This is a genomic window from Rhizobium sp. Root708 (genome assembly GCF_001429725.1).
GTDB lineage: Bacteria > Pseudomonadota > Alphaproteobacteria > Rhizobiales > Rhizobiaceae > Rhizobium.
In genome coordinates this window covers 70,478-90,419 of the sequence record NZ_LMHV01000041.1, presented here as the reverse complement: position 1 = coordinate 90,419, position 19,942 = coordinate 70,478, and the positions used below count along the sequence as shown (strand labels likewise).

General features: G+C 60.8%; 10 protein-coding genes. 7 read left to right on the top strand and 3 right to left on the bottom strand.

From position 1 onward, the window contains the following. Window positions 1–41: 41 nt before the first annotated feature. Window positions 42–1,043 (top strand): Tim44 domain-containing protein, encoded by a 1,002-nt coding sequence (locus ASE04_RS21415; RefSeq protein ID WP_056821701.1) that lies wholly within the window; start codon window positions 42–44, stop codon window positions 1,041–1,043. A 12-nt stretch (window positions 1,044–1,055) separates the two neighbouring features. Here ASE04_RS21415 and ASE04_RS21410 read toward each other — a convergent pair whose 3' ends face one another. Further along, on the bottom strand, window positions 1,056–1,727 hold the full coding sequence (locus ASE04_RS21410; RefSeq protein ID WP_056821699.1) for a J domain-containing protein: 672 nt from the start codon (window positions 1,725–1,727) through the stop codon (window positions 1,056–1,058). 419 nt (window positions 1,728–2,146) lie between these two features. Here ASE04_RS21410 and ASE04_RS21405 point away from each other — a divergent pair, with 419 nt between their 5' ends. The 5 genes from ASE04_RS21405 (at window position 2,147) to panB (ending at window position 16,678) form a co-directional block, all read left to right on the top strand. Then, window positions 2,147–2,470 (top strand): hypothetical protein, encoded by a 324-nt coding sequence (locus tag ASE04_RS21405; protein ID WP_056821697.1) that lies wholly within the window; start codon window positions 2,147–2,149, stop codon window positions 2,468–2,470. Window positions 2,471–2,563: 93 nt separating this feature from the next. Next, on the top strand, window positions 2,564–9,037 hold the full coding sequence (locus ASE04_RS21400; protein WP_056821695.1) for a hypothetical protein: 6,474 nt from the start codon (window positions 2,564–2,566) through the stop codon (window positions 9,035–9,037). 7 nt (window positions 9,038–9,044) lie between these two features. Further along, window positions 9,045–14,828, top strand: coding sequence for a hypothetical protein (locus tag ASE04_RS21395; RefSeq protein WP_056821692.1), 5,784 nt, complete (start codon window positions 9,045–9,047; stop codon window positions 14,826–14,828). 159 nt (window positions 14,829–14,987) lie between these two features. Beyond that, a complete protein-coding gene (gene panC, locus ASE04_RS21390) occupies window positions 14,988–15,857 on the top strand; it encodes a pantoate--beta-alanine ligase (RefSeq protein WP_056821689.1) in 870 nt (289 codons plus the stop codon). After that, a complete protein-coding gene (gene panB / locus ASE04_RS21385; RefSeq protein ID WP_056821688.1) occupies window positions 15,857–16,678 on the top strand; it encodes a 3-methyl-2-oxobutanoate hydroxymethyltransferase in 822 nt (273 codons plus the stop codon). The genes panC and panB overlap by 1 nt, the downstream gene beginning before the upstream one ends. 7 nt (window positions 16,679–16,685) lie before the next feature. Here panB and ASE04_RS21380 read toward each other — a convergent pair whose 3' ends face one another. Both ASE04_RS21380 and ASE04_RS21375 read right to left on the bottom strand, forming a co-directional pair. Then, window positions 16,686–17,891: a TIGR03862 family flavoprotein gene (locus ASE04_RS21380; protein WP_056821686.1), complete on the bottom strand. Its 1,206-nt coding sequence runs from the start codon at window positions 17,889–17,891 to the stop codon at window positions 16,686–16,688. A 113-nt stretch (window positions 17,892–18,004) separates the two neighbouring features. Continuing rightward, a complete protein-coding gene (locus ASE04_RS21375) occupies window positions 18,005–18,202 on the bottom strand; it encodes a DUF2735 domain-containing protein (protein WP_056821684.1) in 198 nt (65 codons plus the stop codon). A 491-nt stretch (window positions 18,203–18,693) separates the two neighbouring features. On the opposite strand from ASE04_RS21375, the gene ASE04_RS21370 reads away from it, so the two are divergent. Continuing rightward, window positions 18,694–19,734, top strand: a complete 1,041-nt coding sequence (locus tag ASE04_RS21370) for a glutamine synthetase beta-grasp domain-containing protein (RefSeq protein WP_056821682.1) — start codon at window positions 18,694–18,696, stop codon at window positions 19,732–19,734. Window positions 19,735–19,942: the final 208 nt, after the last annotated feature.

Below are 19,942 nucleotides of genomic sequence, written 5' to 3'. Positions count from 1 at the left end.
ATAGGGCGGGACTGCTGTTTCCACCGGAAGGAGAATTTGAGATGCCTGCTGTTGTTTCGCGTTTTGCCAAGATTGCGGCGATCGCCGTCTTGACGGGCGCTACGGTGTTCGCCTCGATTGGAGAGGCTGACGCGCGACGTGCTGGCGGTTCCGGGTTTGGAAGCCGCGGAACGCGCACATTTCAGGCGCCTCCCGTGACCCGAACGGCACCGTCTCCCGCTGCCCCGATCGAGCGTTCGATGACGCCCGGGCAGCAGACGAACGCACCTTACGGCACGCAACAGCCGGCAACCGCCCAGCGTCCCGGCGGCTTTTTCGGCGGCGGTTTCGGGCGCTCGATGATTGGCGGTCTGGTCGCCGGCGGCCTGCTCGGTATGCTGCTGGGACACGGTTTCGGCGGCGGCTTCGGCTTCCTCGGGATGCTGCTTCAGATCGCACTGATCGCGATCGCGGGTTCCTTCGCGATGCGCTATTTCGCCAATCGACGCCAGCCGTCCTACGGTTCGGCCGCCTCCGCGCCGTCCTATAACACAAAGCCGAGTGCCGGATCGTCGTTCACCATCCCATCCATCGGTTCAGGAGCGGGCTATGGTCAGACCCAGGCGAACTCGGGCCCGAGTGACGAGATCGGAATCAAGCAGAACGATCTTGATCGCTTCGAGGGCCTGTTGACCGAAGTGCAGACAGCTTATGGTTCGGAGGACTATCCGACGCTGCGGCGCCTCACGACGCCGGAAGCGATGTCCTACCTCGCGGAAGAACTGGGAGAGAATGCCACCAACGGCGTTCGCAATCAGGTCACCGACGTCAAGCTTCTGCAGGGCGATATTGCCGAAGCCTGGCGCGAAGACGGGTCCGACTACGCCACGCTTGCGATGCGATATTCATCGGTGGACGCGCTCGTCGAGCGCACAAGCGGTCGCGTCGTCAGCGGCGACAACCGGACGCCGACGGAGACGACCGAGGTATGGACGTTCGTGCGCAAGCCCGGCAATGAATGGAAACTCGCGGCGATCCAGGGAACTGAGCAGCGCGCGGCTTGACCGGCCGGGCGCCTAGCCTTCCTGCGCGGCGGCTGCCGGCACCACCCAGAGCGGGCGCTCTTCCCGCTTGGGTGCAAGTGTAGCCACCGCTTCCTCGCCTGCAACCAAAGGATCCTCGCCTTCGTGGGCGTCGATCTCATAACTGTAGTCGTAAAGCATTTCACAGGCCCGTTCGCTGGCCTTGATCTTGGCTTCGGTCTCGCTGACGGCTGTTGTGATCGCCTTGATCCGCGCTCTCAGCATCGAGCCGAGAATATCGGTCGTCGGCCTCTTGTCGAGACGCTCGAGATGGTGCTCGATACGGGCGGCATGACGTTCGAGTTCGCGCTTGCTGAATCTCGCCTTGCGCATTTCTTCCGACAGATCGGAACGCATCCTGGCCAATGGGTCGAACGAGCCGGGCTCACGCTCGTCCAGAGTGAGTTCGTTGACCAGCTTTTCGATGACGATCAGTGCTTGGAGGTCAACCGGATCTGCCAGCTCGACATCATAGCCTGTGTCGTCGAACACCTTCCGGCGCACCGGATCCAGCAGAAGTTCGTATGCTTTTTGCACCCTGCCAAACGCGGCCGGATCGCCGCCGGAATCGGGGTGCGTCGCCTTGGCGCGCCGCCGATAAGCGGCCTTGATCTGATCATCGCTTGCGTCGCGCCGAACGCCGAGAATCTCGTAGGGATTGGTCACTATCTCTCCGCTTTTGCCGGATATCGCGCCGGCGCCCGTGAGGCGCGCCGTGGTATGATTTCCCTTCTTCTACCATCACTGGGGCAGAGTTTGGACAAAAGAATGCATTGCGGAATGCTGTCTCCACCGAAGTTGATCGAGGTGACGAGTGTTTGGTTGTATCTGTTTGATGATGCAATTTTTAGTGTTGCTTTGTCGCGGCTCTGGTGGTAATTATGATGTATAAATTATCCGATCCTAGGCGTAATTGATGTATGTGTCGGGAAACCGATAGATGTATTAAGTAGTATTTTGGATTATAGCAATTTAGCGAATCGAATGGCGAGATAATCCGTCGATTATCATGTTGTAATTTTGAATGACCCACCATGAATTATCTTATTGTTCTGCAAAGCAGCTGGCTCGGAGGGGGTATTGCTATGCCAACATTGCGCTTGGTGAGGCCGCGTAAGCATATTGTCCTGACGATCGCTGGCGGCACGCTCGTCACAAAGGGCGATTGGAAGGTCTTGGAAGCCGATCCGACCTCAGCCTTGCTGGAGAGCAGCGGACAGTGGGAAAACTGGATACTCGGCAGTCCCGGAAACTCCAACAACATGAGGCTCTACGACAAGAGTGACACCAAGGTCATGCTTCTCAAGGGTTATGTTGAGGGCAACAGCACTGGTGACGGCGAAATCCTGCTCCCAGGGTTCGGGAAGACCTTTGGTGACGAGCCGTTTCAATGGTTCCTCGGTTCCTGACGCGGGTTCGTTCAGGCGAGAGCTTGCTCCGTACTGATTTCTGAAACGGCCTCGCGAGGCGAGGTGTTCCACTCCATCGATGAGGGTATCGATATGGCAGGCGTCATCGCGCGGCTGGCAGGCCACCTATATGCCATCGGCGCAGATGGTCAGCGCAGCCGGATGCAATTCGGGCTGGATGCCAAAAACAAACTGGTGTTCGACAATGTCCTCGGTGCCGACAGCACCTTTCACTACATCGAACTCTTCGACGGCGACGAAACGAAGTTGCGGTTCAGTCTTCGCACGCCCGGCGGTCGATTTCACTATTATGCCGACAAGCAGCAGATCGCCCTCGCGATGCTGAGGTCGTTTCAGACGGCCAGGTTACCCAGTGGTCCCGGCCTTTCGTGTGTGTTGAGATGGACACTGTCGCAGACTGGCATGTTCAATGCGGATGGCTCGCTCAACGTCTTCACAAATTACGCGTCTGCCTATGCAGGGGACGCCTTCCCCGGCGATGACGCCGATATCAGCGGCTATTTTTCGCTGAAGCAGCTTTCCAATCCTTCACCCTCCGACAGGTTCGAACGCGCCGTATTCGCAACAAATGCGCCGGTTGCGATTTCGCCCGATGCCTACCCGTTGCTGGCGCGAATGCTTGGTCGGACCGCGGGCGTCGCCTTCAAGGATGTGAAGCAGATTCCTTTCAAGACGGACGGCAAATACAAGCAACCGCGCGCCATTGGTCTCAGGCCCGTCGGAATACGCCGGAAAGGCCCCGACGGCGACAACGACTTTTTGACATTCGGCGGTCGGGTGCAGGTCGAGCCGACAGGCGCCGGACCTGGTTCGGTGAATATCGTTGTCGACAGCCGCAATGCTTCCCGCGTTGCGGTCGAGATCGCAAAACCGGTCGATTTCCACCTGATACCCGACGTATTCAATCAGCCGGACCTCGACGATCCCAAGAAGGTAGATAGCGCTCTCCATTCCTACGTCGCGATGACATCGCTGTCACCGCACCTGTTTGCCGATCTCTGGAACGAGCGCGTCGCACAACCCTATCTTTCGGCACTCAGAACAGTCGACGATGCTCGTGAAACGTCTTTCGTCCCCTTGCTGCAGAATATCGGCAACTCCAAGGGAGAGAGCGGAGAGTTCGATGCGCTGTTCGACATGGTGCAGCCCGACGCTCGTAGCGATGATGTCGGCGATATCGTCCTGGCTGCCGTTCGCCCCACGCAGGCGGCTGCTGTTTTCATTGCCGATGCGGTCTTTCCAGGCCTGGTCACGCATGATGGTCTGCCCGTTCGCCGCCGGGTAAAGGTCCGCATCGAGCGTGAAGCGATAAAAGACACCTTCTGCTGGTTCGACACTTCGCCTGCATCGTCGAGCATACCGGAAATCAAGGTCGAGATCGTTGCTGAAGCCGATGCGGGCAAGGAACCGTCCTCCTCCCTCCGATTCGGAGCGCTGGATTTGGACGTGCCAGGCCATGCCGAAGCGCAGGCCGGTCCCCTGGAGATGGCTCTTGCGGTGACGTTTGATCCCGCGGACCCGGCGCTGCCGCATTATGCGACCGCTAAGCGCGATCCAAAAGGGAAGGCGGGACGTGCGCGGCTTCCTTATCCCGGCGAAGCAATCCCGAGAATTGTCGCTCGTATCGACCGGTTCGATCTGGCTGACGTCCGCCCGGGCGCGCAGGATGCGCCGCCGGATAGCGGGCGCGCGTTCGACGCGGTGCTCGAGCCGCTCAGGCGCCGTGATGCGGACACCTCGGATCCGGAGTTTTCAAAGGTCGCGCGCGAAAAGCGGATAGCGAACAACTTGTCACGCGATGTGCCGCTGGTGCTGGTCGATCGACAGAAGGCAGCCTCAGAAAAGGAATCGCTACGGACGCCCTTTTTCCTGACCGGAGAGGAAGTGACGGCAACCGGCAGCAATCGTCGCCTGGCGCTTGCGCTGCGTCGAAAGCCACTCAGCAAGGACACTTCGACGGGTGAGGTGAAATCTGGAGATCGGACGATCGTCATCGACGCCGAGCCATTGACCGTAGCAATGGCCAACGTCCCCACATTCGGGCTCGATCTCGCGCAATCCGAAGACAGCGACGGTGAGATCGCGAACTGGGAAACCTCGGAGTTCGGCGGCGGCAAATGGGAGATCGCCGGCGTAACGGCTGGCTTCAACCTGTCCTTCCCGCCCCAGGCGACAGGGGAAGCCTTCGAGAAGGGCGTTCCGTGGCCACCGATCTCGCCCACGGGCGCTGAGATTACCGTCGATTACCGTCTGGGGACGCTTTCGCGCCTGTCGCTGCAGTCCTCGTATTTCAAGCAGCAATATGCGGAGGCGCCGTGGAACCTGCGCCGGGTTCTCGGTTCTGCCGGCGACCGGGCTCCAGGCGCGGGGATGGCGACCGCCAGGTTCGAGTTCCTCTATGGTCTTGCGAGCCGGTTGACATCGTCAGGCCTGCGGCTAGCGGAGATCGGCGCGCGCATCGGGGGGCTGCGCACGCCGCTTCCGGCGCGGCCGAAGGGGATAGTCCGTTCTCCGACCGGTACGAACCGGCAGCCGCTCGTGGAAGCGGAGCTTTATGATCGCCAGCGTGACCTCGCGGCCGGCTTTTCGAAGGTCTACGAAACGCGCCTCGCTCAGTTCGGGATCTATCGTGAAGGAACCGAGGGCCCGTTGTCGGTGGATGACAAGGTCGCCTTCGAACTCCGGGCCAATGCCGAAGTCGATCCCGATCCTTGGGATCCGCAAAGCCAATCCAACAATCTGGGGGGCGGAGCCACGCGCGGCTTCGAGTCGAAGACCATCTTTCAGGAGGTGATGAGAAAGCCGGCGAGCACACGCGGGCAGATCATCGAGCCGAGTTTCACCGCGCTTGGCGGCTCGGGCTTCATGCGCGCCTTCTTTGCGAATGGGAAGACGCGGATCGTCTCCAACACCGTTGTTGGACGAACTGATACCTACACGCTGGAGCGGATCGGTCGCATCGGTGTGTTCTGGAATATCGCAAAGCACGTCATCGTCTACGAGCGGACGGTCTTGCCGCCGGATCAGTTTGCCGAGGAGCAGGACGGGCAGCATCTTGGTCGTCCCGTCGTACGCAAAGTTCAGGAGTATGTGGAGCTTCTGGAGCCGGATCGCGCTTATCCCGAAAAGAGCGGCGGACAGAAGGCACGGGGTTTCGTCGAAGCCTGTCTGTTTCGCACCCGCCGTATCCCAGTGAAAAGCAGCTGGGGCCGCGATATCGAGGCCGGCTGGATTGTGCCCCTCTGGAGGAGCGATGCGGACCGGAATCTCTTTCCCAAGCCGGATATCCGGCTTCGGCTGTCGAGCGCGAATACGGGCGCGTCAGCGGCCGTTCTTTCGCGCCTTAGCGATCCGAGCCAACTCGTCTTCTTTACCTCGGTACGAGAGGAGGATGGCGATCTTCCCGATCAGTGGCTGCCGGTCGCGGATGTGGATTTTGTCAACGCGCCAGCGCCTTCACCGACAGGGCGGCCGGTCATCGACCGGGCAGATCCCGACGGGCGGCAGCCGGATGAGCGTATGCGCGATCCGATGTTCGATCGCGGCACGTTCGACGTCGATAGCGGCAGCGCGCCGACGAATCTGATCGCCGCAAGAGCCTCGGGTGAGCCGATTGGTGCCGTGGTCGAAACCGTCTCGATGATGCGATCGAAGCCGACCGGAGCCGGTGGCGGGCCTGCTCAGGCGATCGCGTTGAGAGCGCATCTACAGACGATGGCCGATGATGCGCGGGTCCTGGAAGCGCGGCTCAACGAGGCCATCTCGACTGCCCGAGGTATCGTCGCCGGCTTGTGGAGCGCGTCGGCGGCGGGCGATCCGGTTGAGGCTGCCATCGCCCGGCTTGACGCGTTGAAAGGCGAGGTCCGCCAGCGGGCCGCTGCCGCACGACAGACGATCGGCGAGGCGGCTTCCGAGGCGAAGGCAGCCTTGGATGCCGCTCGATCGAAATGGACCGACGAGGCCGTGAGCTTTCAAAGCAAGGAGACGAAAGCCATCGAGGAAACGGTAAGCCTCCGGCTGGATGCATTGATCAAGGCGCTGGGCGAACTGCAGGCGGATCCATATCTTTTCGAGGGCACGACGCCGAACAATGCCGAGAATGTCGCCCGACAGATCGAACAGGCGCTTGCTTTGCCACGGTCGCAACTGCTGACCGGGATCAATCGACTTTCGGCCGGCTTCGAGCAACTCGATCGCGGCGTGGCCGAGTTGCTTCGGGGGATGTCGGATGCGGCGCGCACCGTTGCGGATGCGGCCGCCGACGTTGAAGGAACCGTCGCATCGCTGCCGGATGCCGGGCAGGTTCTGTCTGCGTATGATGCATTTCATCGCCGCACGATGGGCATCATCGAAGGCGTTCTGGACAACGCGCGGCGCGGTCTTCCGCCGGTCTTGATGAACGAGAAGATCTTCCCGGTTGGACCGGACCATGTTTCGTTGAGCGTGTTGCTGGGCGCGTTGCGAGCAGCCCTCGACGAGGTCCATTCCACTGCTTTCTCCGAGGTGCAGAAGGCTGAGGCGAACCTGAGCGGTGTGCGCGCCGCGGTCGGGGAGGCGCTCCGTCAAGCTGTCCATGTCATCGAGGCCGCCGGGAGCGCCATGACGGCGCTGAATACTCCCGTGGACGGTTATCGACAGCAAGCCGCCGCGAGTCTCGGGGCATTCACGACCGGCCTCGATGATGTTTGTCGAGACTGGCTGGTGGTGCTTTACGAAATATGCCGGAAGCCGGCGGATGATCTTCGCAGCCATGTCCAGAGCGAGCTTCGGAAGCTGACGGACCAAGCCGTTGCGTTGAAGCCTGCGATCTCGGCAGCAACGAAGAGCACAATGAACGACCTCGGCGGTTTGCTCGATGGCGTCGGCCGGTCGATGGCCGACGAAGAGAAGGCCATCGGCGATGTGATCGACGGGGCTGCTGTCGCTGCGACGACGACGATCACCGGGCTGGAGGTCGGCCTCATTCAGGCGATCGATGCCGGGATCTCCGTGATTCGGCGGGACGGCGGGGCGATCAAGGAGGCGGCGGAGAAACTTGAAGACGGGGCGAAGGCTATCGCCAACGGCTTGCGACAGCAAATCCCGCCATCCGTCGCAGAGAATATCCGCGCGTTGGAGGAAGGATATAAGCGGCTCTCGAATGCGCCTTCCTTCCAGAACCCCAGCGACACGCTGGCGCTTGTGCGGGCCGCAGGGGCTTCCCCGATCCTTCCAAATCTGAGTTTCAATCGGGATCGCATTGCCTATTTCTTCGATGACGCGCGTGATGCGATCCGCACGTCGCCTGTCGTCGCGCTGATGAACCGGCTCGACGACGACCTGAAGGCGTTGGGCATTCGCTTGCCGACTGACGAAATTCTCGACCGTTTCACGCCGAAGGGATTGGAGAACTTCGATTTCAGCCAGATCTTTCCCGATCTCGCGGGCCTCAAGCTGGACGGCTTGTTCAAGAACTTCCACCTGCCGGCGTTCGCCAGTGACAAGATCAAGGTCAGCCACGGTTTCGACAAGGCCAGTCTGAGCGGTTGGGCGAAAGCCGAGGCTAGCACATCGCTTGGGGATCGATCCGAAATATTCGAATTCGGTCCACTCAATTTGTCGATGGTCTCAGGCACGTTCGCGGCACTTGCCGATTTCGCAATCGACCCGCAGGGACTTTCCAAGCGGACCACGAAGGCAGAGATTACGGGCGATTGGGAGCTGGCCTTCAGCGGCCATCCGCTCGTCACGCTTGAAGAGACGCGTATCTTCTTTGAGGACGGCAAAGGCCTCGATGTCGACATCGATCCGCGCCGGGTGCGGCTCGATAATTCGATCAAGTTTCTGTCTGACCTCATCAAGTCATTCAGCGACCCAAACTCGGGATTCTTCCTCGAAATGCTGGAGGAGAACGGAGTTCCGGCCGGTATTTCGGCGCGTATCGAACTGCCGCTACCCCCGCTGTCGTTTGGCGCCTTCTCGGCAACCGGCATGCGCTTCGCCACCTCATTTGAATTGGTGACATCGAAGAAAGACGGGGGCAGGGCGGGTGAATTCGCCCTGGCGACCAGCATGGCGCTTGGGCGCAAGAGCGAACCCTTCGTGTTGCGCGTTTGGGTCTTCCTCGGCGGGGGATGGTTCGAGGCGCGGGCACGGTATTTTCCGACCAGCGGAAAGCTCTCGAGCGCCGTGTCGATCGGTCTCACCGCCGGCGTCGGCATGGATTTCGCCTTCGGACCGTGCAGCGGCTTCGTCTATGCGATGCTCGGCGCCTATGCGGAGTTCGAGACGGACGGATCCGGCGGCAAGAACTTTTCGATTGCCGTCATCTTCCTGGTTCGCGGCGGTGTCGTGATCCTCGGGCGCTTCAATATCGGCCTCTCCATGCTTCTGGAACTGGTGTACCGCGACGATGGCAGCGCGGTGGCTCGGGGCACCCTGGAGGTCAGCTTCAAAATCTGCTGGTGCTGCGAGATCAAGGTTCGCCAAGCGATCACCTACTACCTCTCCGGCGCTCAGAAAAACGCCGCGGCCGCCTCCGGCGACCATCTCGACAACTTCGCGTGAGGGTTCCATGAAAATCGTTCTTCTATGTGATCTCGTCGCAGCGCCGGGCGGCGGCCAGAATATCTTCGGGGTCCGCCTGTCCGGCGCCGGCCTTCGCCTGTCTCCCGGGGACGATCCAGCAAAAATCGACCTTTTCAAGCGCGCGGGTGCTACGCCGCTTCCCTCATCGCCGGACCAAGGGCTCGATGACTACCTCGATATCCTGGGAGAGGATGCCGGCCCGCTTTTCCCGTGGATTGGTGGTGAACTCGGCTTTTCGTCCTTCTGCGCGACCGCCACATCGGTCGGCCTTCCGAGCGGAAACGTCGTCGCCTCGGACGAGCAGGAATTGTTGCTCCCCGCGAGCAACGAGACCGGAAAATCGAATTTCGAGCTCGGCGATCAAAGCTGGCGCTGGCTTCTCTACACAGCCCTGCGCGATCTCGCCGGACCGGATCGCACGAATAGCTTTTCAGATCCGCTTCCCTTCGTGCTCGCGGGGTTGGACGATAGCAACCATCGCAAGCGGCTCGACGAGATTGACGACGGCAAGACGCTGTTTCGATACGAGGCCTTTTTGGCTGGCCTCGCCTCGATGGCGGCCCCGATTCCCCACGGGCGCCTTAATCTGGTCCGGTTCACCCGCCTGCGCAGCCTGCCTAACGTTCAGCCGGGCGAGCGCACTTTGCTGGTTGCCGCTCCTCGCCTGAAGCCGCGCAAAAGCAGCACGGTCTTCGAGCCAGATGTCAGTGATCCCTCGAAGATTGTCTGGGAGACCACGCCGGCTGGTGTCGTCGCGACGATACCCTACGCGACGACCTTCAACGGCTTGCCAATCGAGGCGATCTGCCGTGCCGCGGATCCACGGTCATCCGGGAGCAGCGATACCAGCTTTCTGGATCGCGATACGTTCTGGGTGCGCAGAACCCATACCGGCGACGCGTCGGATCCGAGAAAAGGCGTGGCTTTCGATGATGCCATGGCGAGACTGCGCGCAAAATTGTCGGAGGCATTTAGCCTGGCGGAGTTGCTCGTCGGCGCGATCGAAAGCGACGCGGCCACGCAGGATGCGCCGATCGCCCACGCCATTTCCGGCGGCGACAAGCGAAAAGGTGCCGCGCTTCTGTCGGAGGCCGTCCTGATAGCGCTTCGCGATATCATAGGCCCGGGCTGCATCGCATTGGATCCACCGCATGTGGGGGATACGAAGCTGGTGACCGGGCCGAACGGGTCGCCTGCGCATGCGGCAATCATCGGGCAGGTCAATGAGGAGGTGCCGCATAATGTGCGCCTGAAGGATACGGAGGCACTTGCGACCGCGGTGGCCAATGCGGATCGTATCTTCCGCAACGCTTTTCGTCTGAAGACGCCCGATCAGGCGGCTCAGCTTGGCCGGTGGTTCGATATTCTCGCTTCGGTGTTGGGACCGGCTTTGGGCATGCCGAAGGATGGGGTCGAGTTTGCAAGGGCGCTGGCCGGCGCCACGGTTGACAACGTCAATCAACCGGGGGCGTTTGACCCGGCGTTGCTGCGCAAGGTCGTCGACGGAGCAATCACGGCGGCCAACGCGGCGGCGATCCAGATTGCCCTCTGGCGAGATGCTGTTTCCGCGCAGGAGAGTTTGCGACCGTGGCTCTCTGCCACAGAGAAGGCCTTTGGTTCTCTTTTTGAACAGGGTTTCAACGTTGTCAGGATATTGAAGGCTTCCAACATCGACCTTGCATGGACCGATCCAGAGGGGATTTGGCGAAACGCGGGAGCGCCGGATCAGACCGACGTGGATATTCTCTGCGGAGCCGACAGTGATGGGGACCGCGGAAGCATTAGAGCCTCCGTTATATCGAGCCTTTTCGGGACACTCTGCGAGAGCGACGCCAGCGGAATGGCCGCGCTGGAGGCTCGATACGAGGCAGATCATGGCCGGATCGGCAAGCTTCCAGCCGGCGCGCGGGAGGTGATCGCAACCGGGATCGACGCCATACTCAGAGCGCAGAGGGGTGATTGGTTCCCGCAGCCGGCAGTCGATACCGATGGTGACACGTTGCTATCGGGCAGTCTGGCGGCGGATGCACATCCCGTGATGCTTCAGGTCGATCGTCTTGTCGTGGCGGCGCAAAGCACGACCGACCTGAACGACGATATGGCTGGGTACGGGATGATGATGCGCCGCTCGACCCCCGCCGAGGACTGGCGCTGTCTGACGGCGGGATTTGCGGAGATCAATCCTGACGCCGGCTATGGTGCGGGACCTAAGTCGCTGGAGTTCAAGAACGCTCCGCCGACGGTGCTTTCGGCACTGCCGATCGGCTATGTCGGACGCGCTCCGCAGGCAATCCTTCCTTATGAGAACAGGCCGGTGATTGGTGACTCGGTGGGAGCCATGAAGCCCGACGACCAGCCTTCGGGTGAAGCGCCGCTGCCACGCATCATCCGCCAGGTGCAGCCGCGCGTGCAGGAAAAGCCGCCGGCTGAAACGCTGCTGCCGTTTCTGGCCTACGGCGGGACCTACGAGGTCGCTCCCTTCGGTATCTCCAATCAGGGCGGTCTACCGATCGAGATCCGAAACAACGATTTTCCTGCCCTGCTCGATCCGTCGAAGCTCGGCGAGGAGCATTTTTCGCCGCCGCCTGAAGCGATCCGGCGCTTTACCTATCTGCGACGAACCGGGATTGGATCGCTCCGCGTCGATCCTGTCGCAGCGGGTGGAGGAGCATTTCATCCCTTACTGCCTGGAAAGGATGTGAAGCCGATCGCGGAAGAGATTTCGGTGCCGACGATTGCCGTCGAGCCATGGAACACATCGACTTCGACTGGGAGCCGACCGCTGAAGATGAAGACTGCTCTCCTGCTTTCGAACGACGATGGCGATCCGTTCAACGAGACCGCGGGGAAACTGACGCTCACGATCGGGCCGCCGGTCACGCCTATCGAGGACTTCGACCGCTGGATTGCGCTTGACGAGGCCTTGCTTGGTCAGAATAGCGCCGAGAAGCTCAAGTTGCGGGATTTCCGAAAGGCCGTCCGAACGCGGCATGCCGCGTTGACAGCCGAGCTCCACGAGTTGGAGCAACAACGGCGGCGGGCCGACACCGGTGCCCTCAAGGCCAGGTCTGAAGAGATCAGGAAGGAACTTGTCATTCAGGATCCCGCCGTGGATGCGCTCGCGATTTCAGTGCGGCGCGTGCGACGGGATGGAGCGCTTGTGGCCAATTCTAGCGCATCCTTTGCGCCGGTATTCGTACCGTGGGGCTGGAACTGGGATGCGGATACGACTGCTCAGGATCCCTTTGCCAGCCGACCATCGATCAACCTGACTTGTATCGTCCAGCGGAACGCTGGAACCGCTTTCGACAGTGGCAGCAGAACAGTCGCGGTCGCATCGGGTGATGTCGTTGTGGTGCAGCTCTTCGCGGCGGTCAGGACGGAACGGTTTTCCGGTAAGGTCGATCCAGCCGGTGAGCGCCGCTTCGACAAGGTTGTCCGGGAAGCATCGGTCGGCGATGTTGATGTCGTCGATCCGACCGACGGACGGCACTACCGTTTGTTCAGTCTGCATGAGTTTGCCGTTGAGGCGGCTTCCAGGCATCTGCCGGAGCCAGCTGAGATCGCGCAACGGATTTCCGGGAGCATCGTGAGCGGTGGCGGCTCGCCAGATGAGCGGGAGGGTGACTTCCGACTGGATTTCACACGGTCAACGTCTGCGAAAATGGATGCAATCGGTTCAATTGCCGTCGGGGCGCAGGCCTGGCGCTGGACAGGGCGGCCAGTACCGCCGTTCCCGTTCAAGAAGGAAGCAACCTTCAATGGTTTTCCACCGGCGCCGCCAGCCGACCCGTACGACGGTGACATAAGCAAGCGGGCAGCTCCGCCGTCGCCGAGCGAATACCCTTTTCTCTGGGATGTTGCCGGATTTGCCGAACGGCTGGGCGAAACGTTGGACGATACTCCGACGGCCGTGCCCATTATCGAAACGATCGGATCGTCGACCGCAAAAACACTTCCAATCCGGATCACGCTCAACTCGACAGGTCGCCGCGAGAGCACGCGATATCTGCGCTTTGCCGCCACGGCGCATTCGCGCTACGCAGCCGCCTATCGTGCGGTTGGCGCGCCGGTGCTGCCGGTCAAGGCGCGTTGGGAAAGCGCCAGCGGGTGGTCGACGCCGTGGTACCGAATGCTTCGTCCGGCCCGCAGCACGAGAGAGCTGCTGCCGCCGGCTGTCAGGGCGGTTCTTCCCTTGACGCGCGCTCTGGCGGAAGGTGATGAGGCATCTCCGGTTGCCGGGGTCCTGGCAGTGGTCGACGGGGCTTGGTTCGAGCATTCTGGGCTGGGCGATTGGATGCTCGGCGGTGTCGACATCGCACAGCGGACCAAGTTCCGCGAGAACGGTGCTTCGATCAGCGCGAGTGCGGTCGAGATGGGGCCGGATCCTCTGGTTCGAGCCTATGGTCTGAGTTCAGCATCGCCAGCGGAAAAGAAAACGCCGAGGAGCCATGACGAGTTGCGAAACGTCGCGCCGCTGACCGTCGCGGGGCCGCTCGGCCACAGCTTCGACACCGGAACCGCAACCGGATTGTTTCTCAACAGCTCGTTCGTCATCAGCCCACCGGAGTTTACCCATGAAGATCCGGATGCCTGGTGGATGGCCAAGCTCTCATTCCGCCGGCTCGTGCTTGCCGAGGCAACGGAAGGCTACTGGCAGGACGTGTTATTGACGCCGGCAAAGTGCATATCGCCCCAGATTTCGATCACCCAACACGATGCCGTGCCGGAGAAAAAGACGGCAACGGCGACGTTCACCTGCGCCGGAAACCTTTCTCGCCGGCAGAAAGACGGGACGAAACAGATCAGCAGGGCATTTTCCGTCGCTGCCACATGGGCGGGCGGCAAGTGCAGCCTCACGATCGACGGTGCTGCGAACAAGATGTTCGCGCTTTCAGTCCCGGTATTCGATCTCCGCGTTGTCGCCGTCCGCCGAGTTTCGGAGATCGAGCGCGAGGGCGGAGCAGCATCCTACGCCTGGTTCGACATCTTCCTGTTGGTCAAGCCCTCGGGCGGGCATTGGATGCTTGCCTGGCAAACCAAATGGTTTGAGGCGCTGCAGCCCGACGAGTTGGCGGATGCCGATCCTGCGACGACAGAACTGACTGTCAATCTCACGCGGACGGTGGAGGGAGCCCGCGCCGGGGAAATAAGGGTGAGCCGATCGCTTCAGATATCGGAACCGACGGAAGGGCGCTGGGCGCAGTTCATGCCGAACATGGCAGCGCTTGTGCGGTCGAGCCGAGTCTCGCTTGCAGGCCTCGCGATGCGGGTAGATTCTGACGACACCAAGCATCTGCTGTTGAGCGCAGGCGGTACGCAATGGGGCTGGCTCGGCACGAATGGACTGTTTTCGGAGCGCGTCAGGGGGTGCGAAAACCAGGGGCTTTTCAATTTGCTGCTGGTGACGAAAAGCATCACGAGCGTGTCGGGAGAACCGGACGAGATATTTGTCGGACTGTTTCACTCTCCTGAAGGCTACGACGGCAATAAGAAAGCCGTCGGCTTGCAGCCGTTTGCGCTTCAAGCCGGTCGAGATCTTGCGGGACAGGCGCTTATCGGCAGAATTCTCACCATTCGATCCGGGCGTGCGAACCTGCAGCAGGCCGATATCCAGACGTGGCTCGAAGATCCATGGGGACAGTTCTTCCCGGCCGAAAATGACGAACCCGTCGATCCCACAAAAGTCTTCGGAAGCCAGGCGCAGGCGGACGTTCCGTTGCAGATTATCGAGATCTACGCACCGATAACGATGATCGGGACTACCTGATGAAGCATCGACGCGCAGGTTTAACGACGATCTGAAAAGAGTCTATGCCGCTTTGCCTGCTTAATCGATATAATGGCGCTGCTCGCGTTGACGCTTTTGCTCAAATCGAGTTCTATCCGCCGCCTTCCGGTCTGATGCCGGAACTGGAGGAGATGAGACATGCGCCTTATCGAGACCGTCGCCGAATTGCGCGACTGCCTTGGCAATTTTCGACGCGATGGCAAGACCATCGGCTTCGTGCCGACCATGGGCTTTCTGCACGTCGGGCACATGACGCTGGTTTCACAGGCCAAGGCGCAGAATGACGTGACTGTTGTGTCGATCTTCGTCAATCCGCTGCAGTTCGGCGCAAACGAGGATCTTGCGCGCTATCCGCGCGATCTCGAGCGCGACAGCGCGCTTCTCGATGCGGCAGGCGTCGACGTACTGTTTGCGCCGCCTGTCTCTGAAATGTATCCGCATCCGATGAAGACGGTGGTGGATGTTCCCGAATTGGGCCGGGAGCTGGAAGGGGCAGTACGACCGGGGCACTTTGCCGGTGTCGCGACTGTCGTTACGAAGCTCTTCAACCTCGTGCAGCCGGATGCCGCCTATTTCGGCGAGAAGGACTACCAGCAGGTGGCCCTGATCCGGCGGATGGTCGACGATCTGGCGCAGCCGGTTCGTGTTGTTCCTGTTCCGACCGTTCGCGAGCCCGACGGATTGGCCTGTTCCTCACGCAACGTCTATCTCAGCCCGCAGGAGCGCGCCGCGGCCGTGATCGTTCCCCGGGCTCTGGAGGAAGCGGAGCGGCTTTACCGAGAGGGTTGCGACGATCCGGCGAGCCTCGAAGCAGCGTTGACGCAGTTCATCGGCGGCGAACCGCTAGCGGTCCCTGAAGTCGTTGCTGTCCGCGATCCTGTGACGCTGGCGCCGTTGACCAGTTTGCAGGCCGAACCGGTGCTCGTCGCGCTTTTCGTTCGCATCGGCAATACGCGTCTCCTCGACAACCGCGTCATCGGCGCCACGAACCAGACGAGGGCTGCCTGATGAGTGCGCATGGTAATCAGAAGCGGCTGAACACCAGCTCTATCCGCAAGATGAAGAGCAAGGCACGGGTCGTCTGCCTGACAGCCTACACGACGCCGATCGCCAAGCTGCTCGATCCGCATTGTGACCTGCTGCTGGTGGGCGACTCCGTCGGCATGGTTCTCTACGGAATGGAGACGACCGTCGGCGTTACGCTCGACATGATGGCCGCGCATGGGCGTGCCGTCATGCGCGGCGTTCAGCATGCATGCGTCATTGTCGATCTGCCGTTCGGGAGCTACCAGGAATCAAAGGAACAGGCCTTCCGCAGTGCGGTTAGGCTGATGCAGGAAACCGGCTGCGACGGCGTCAAGCTCGAAGGCGGCGAGGAAATGGCGGAGACCATCGAATTCCTGGTGGCGCGCGGCATCCCCGTCTTTGGACATGTCGGTTTGATGCCGCAACTCGTCAACACATCGGGCGGCTTCCGCTCCCTCGGCCACTCGGACGAAGAGGCCGACAAGATCCGGCGCGATGCCCAGGCGGTCGCACAGGCTGGCGCTTTTGCGATCGTGATCGAAGGCACCGTCGAGCCGCTTGCGCGCGAAATTACCGCATCCGTCAGTGTTCCGACGATCGGCATCGGGGCGTCGCCGGCCTGTGACGGGCAGGTGCTCGTCTCCGATGACATGCTCGGCCTCTTCAACGACTTCAAGCCGAAATTCGTGAAGCGGTTCGCCGAGCTTAGCCCGATGGTGTCGAGCGCGGTGGAAAGCTATGCCGAGGACGTGCGAGCCGGTCGTTTCCCGGCCGCCGAACATACGTTCCAGGTTCGGAAGTAGCGCGCGGTCATTTCGAGCCTTCGGCAAGCCAGGCATCGATCCCGCTGCCGGCCGCACGGCCCATCGCAAAGCACGCCGTCAGGAGATAGCCGCCTGTCGGGGCTTCCCAATCAATCATTTCACCGGCAGCGAACAGGCCGGGCACGGCTCGCAGCATGTAGCGATCATCTATGCTGTTCCAGTCGACGCCACCCGCCGAGGAAATGGCCTCCGCGATCGGACGGGGTCGGGCGAGTGGGATCGGCAGGTCCTTTATGAGCGCGGACAGCGCTTCCGGCGATCCTTCGCCGCCAACCTCGCGGATAAGCGCAACCTTCACGCCGTCGAGGCCAGCACCCTTGCGTAGTCGCGTGGATAGGCTGGCCTTGCTGTCCTGCCGCGCGAGGTCGCGTGCGATCCTCTCCTGAGAGCGTCCGGGCGCGAGATCGAGCCAGAGGTTTGTCGGTCGCCCGGATGCCAACTGGTCACGGAGCGCGGCCGAGTGAGCATAGACGAGGCTCCCTTCGATACCGTGCTTCGTGATGACGAACTCGCCCGGGATTGACCCCGCCGGCGAACGCGCAGCGACCGATTTAATCGGATGGCCTGCGAACCGTTCGGTGAAGTGAGAGCTCCAATCAACGTCAAATCCGCAGTTCGCTGGCTGGAACGTCTGCAGGTCGACGCCTCTCTCGGCAAGCGCCGGTGTCCAGGCACCATCCGACCCCAGCCGGGGCCAACTCGGCCCGCCAAAGGCAAGGAGCGCGGCGTCGCACCGCACCGTCACCACGCCAGCCGGCGTCTCCACGCGAAAACCCTCATCCGCGAAGCCGATCCATCGATGGCGTGTGAGGACCGTCACCCCTTGCGCTTCCAGGCGTTTCAGCCACCGGCGCAGAAGAGGAGACGCTTTCATCTCGACAGGAAAAACACGGCCCGAGGAGCCGGCGAATGTCTCGGTCTCCACTGAGGCCGCCCAACTGCGGACGTCTTCGGGCCTGAACGCATCAAGGGCGTTGCGAAGCCTCTCGCTCGATGGCCCGAAACGGGTTGCGAAACGCTCATATGGTTCGGAATGTGTGATGTTCAGGCCGGATTTGCCCGCCAGCAGGAATTTCCGGGCGACGGTAGGCATCGCCTCATACACCGTTACGGCGTGGCCGAGCTTTGACAAGATTTCGGCGGCCGCCAATCCGGATGGGCCGCCGCCGAATATCGCCACCTGTTTTTGCATTCACGAGCTTCCGATCTGGTTATCGGCCTTTCTCATGACGCGCCCCGCTACTGCACGCAAGCTGATTTCCTCCCGTCGGATGGCGAACGGGGTGGCTTGCAGCAGCCAATCTATCAATCGACCAGGCGCGGCTTGAAGCTTGGCTTCGGAGCCGCTTCTTCCTTCATGGCGTCTTCATGATACCAGCAGCTGTCATAGACACACGGCTCAAGCTCAGCCTCGATCTCAATTGCCGGACGCGCGGACTTTGAGAAGCGCTTCGCCGGAAACGCGTAGATCACTGCTGACTCGTGGTGCACTCCGATGGCCATGTCATGCCTCCTGGTTCAGTCACATTTGATAGAATAGCACGGATGCTTATAAAATGCTCTATTTGATTGAAAAAAAGGCATTGAATGTCGGATTGTTGGGCGTTTTGATTTTGCTCAGGATTGTATCAGAATTCGATGATGTCCTCATATTAATCAAGCGCATAATAAATATGCATTTGCCTATTCGTGATGAGAATTTGATGCGCTGGCTGGTGGAGCCGGCGCGACCGTTTCCTGGCACGAAACCATGTCGTCGGCTTGTTGATAAACGATTGAGTCCGCTCATTGTTCGCCTGCCAGGCGGTTCAAAAATCCGTCACAATCGGATTGCGGTTCCGGCTTGGGGTAGTGCATTTCTCGACCTGTTTTCGGGGTGCGTTTTTGAACTGGCACGCTACGTGCATATTCTTTGGCATCCCTCCACGGGCAAGGCGGCTTCGGCTCCCGCGTCCCTGGGACCTGCTGACACCTTTGTTTTGAGAGACTCGCAAATGACCAAGTATAAGCTCGAGTACATCTGGCTCGATGGATACACCCCGGTACCGAACCTTCGTGGCAAGACGCAGGTCAAGGAATTTGCAGAATTCCCGACGCTCGAGCAGCTGCCGCTCTGGGGCTTTGATGGCTCGTCCACGATGCAGGCTGAAGGCCGCAGCTCCGATTGCGTGCTGAAGCCCGTCGCCATTTATCCGGACCCGGCTCGTACCAACGGCGTACTCGTCATGTGCGAAGTCATGATGCCTGATGGCGTTACGCCGCATGCGTCCAACAGCCGCGCAACCATCCTCGACGATGAAGATGCATGGTTCGGCTTCGAGCAGGAATACTTCTTCTACGAAAACGGTCGTCCGCTCGGCTTCCCGGAGCAAGGCTATCCGGCTCCGCAGGGTCCGTACTACACCGGCGTCGGCTATTCGAACGTTGGCTCGATCGCGCGCGAAATCGTCGAAGAGCACCTGGACCTCTGCCTCGCTGCCGGCATCAACCACGAAGGCATCAATGCCGAAGTGGCCAAGGGCCAGTGGGAATTTCAGGTTTTCGGCAAGGGCTCCAAGAAGGCCGCTGACCAGATCTGGATGGCACGCTATCTGCTGCAGCGCCTGACTGAAAAGTACGGCATCGATATCGAGTATCACTGCAAGCCGCTCGGCGACACCGACTGGAACGGTTCGGGCATGCACTGCAATTTCTCGACCAAGTTCATGCGCGAAGTTGGCGGCAAGGCTTACTTCGAAGCCCTCATGGCGCAGTTCGACAAGAACCTGCAGGCGCACATCGACGTTTACGGTCCTGACAACCACTTGCGCCTGACCGGCAAGCACGAGACTGCTCCGTGGAACAAGTTCTCCTACGGCGTAGCTGACCGCGGTGCTTCGATCCGCGTTCCGCATTCCTTCGTCAAGAACGACTACAAGGGCTATCTGGAAGATCGTCGTCCGAACTCCCAGGGTTGCCCCTACCAGATCGCTTCGCAGGTTCTGAAGACGATCTCGGAAGTTCCGACGGCTGGCTTCGTTTCCGCAGCGGCCTAAGTCGGGTTCACTGGCTCGAATCACGAGGCGCCGGTCTTCTGACCGGCGCCTTCGCTTTTGTGCGTTGCCATCATTGGGCGCATTATTTTTTCCTTATGGAAGATCTGGCGACAGGCTGTGCCAGTTTGGCATCCGGTGGTTGAAAAATTCAACCAAACGGCCACAATCCTTTTGCCTTTGGATCGCGTGCTCCTATAATCGGGACAAC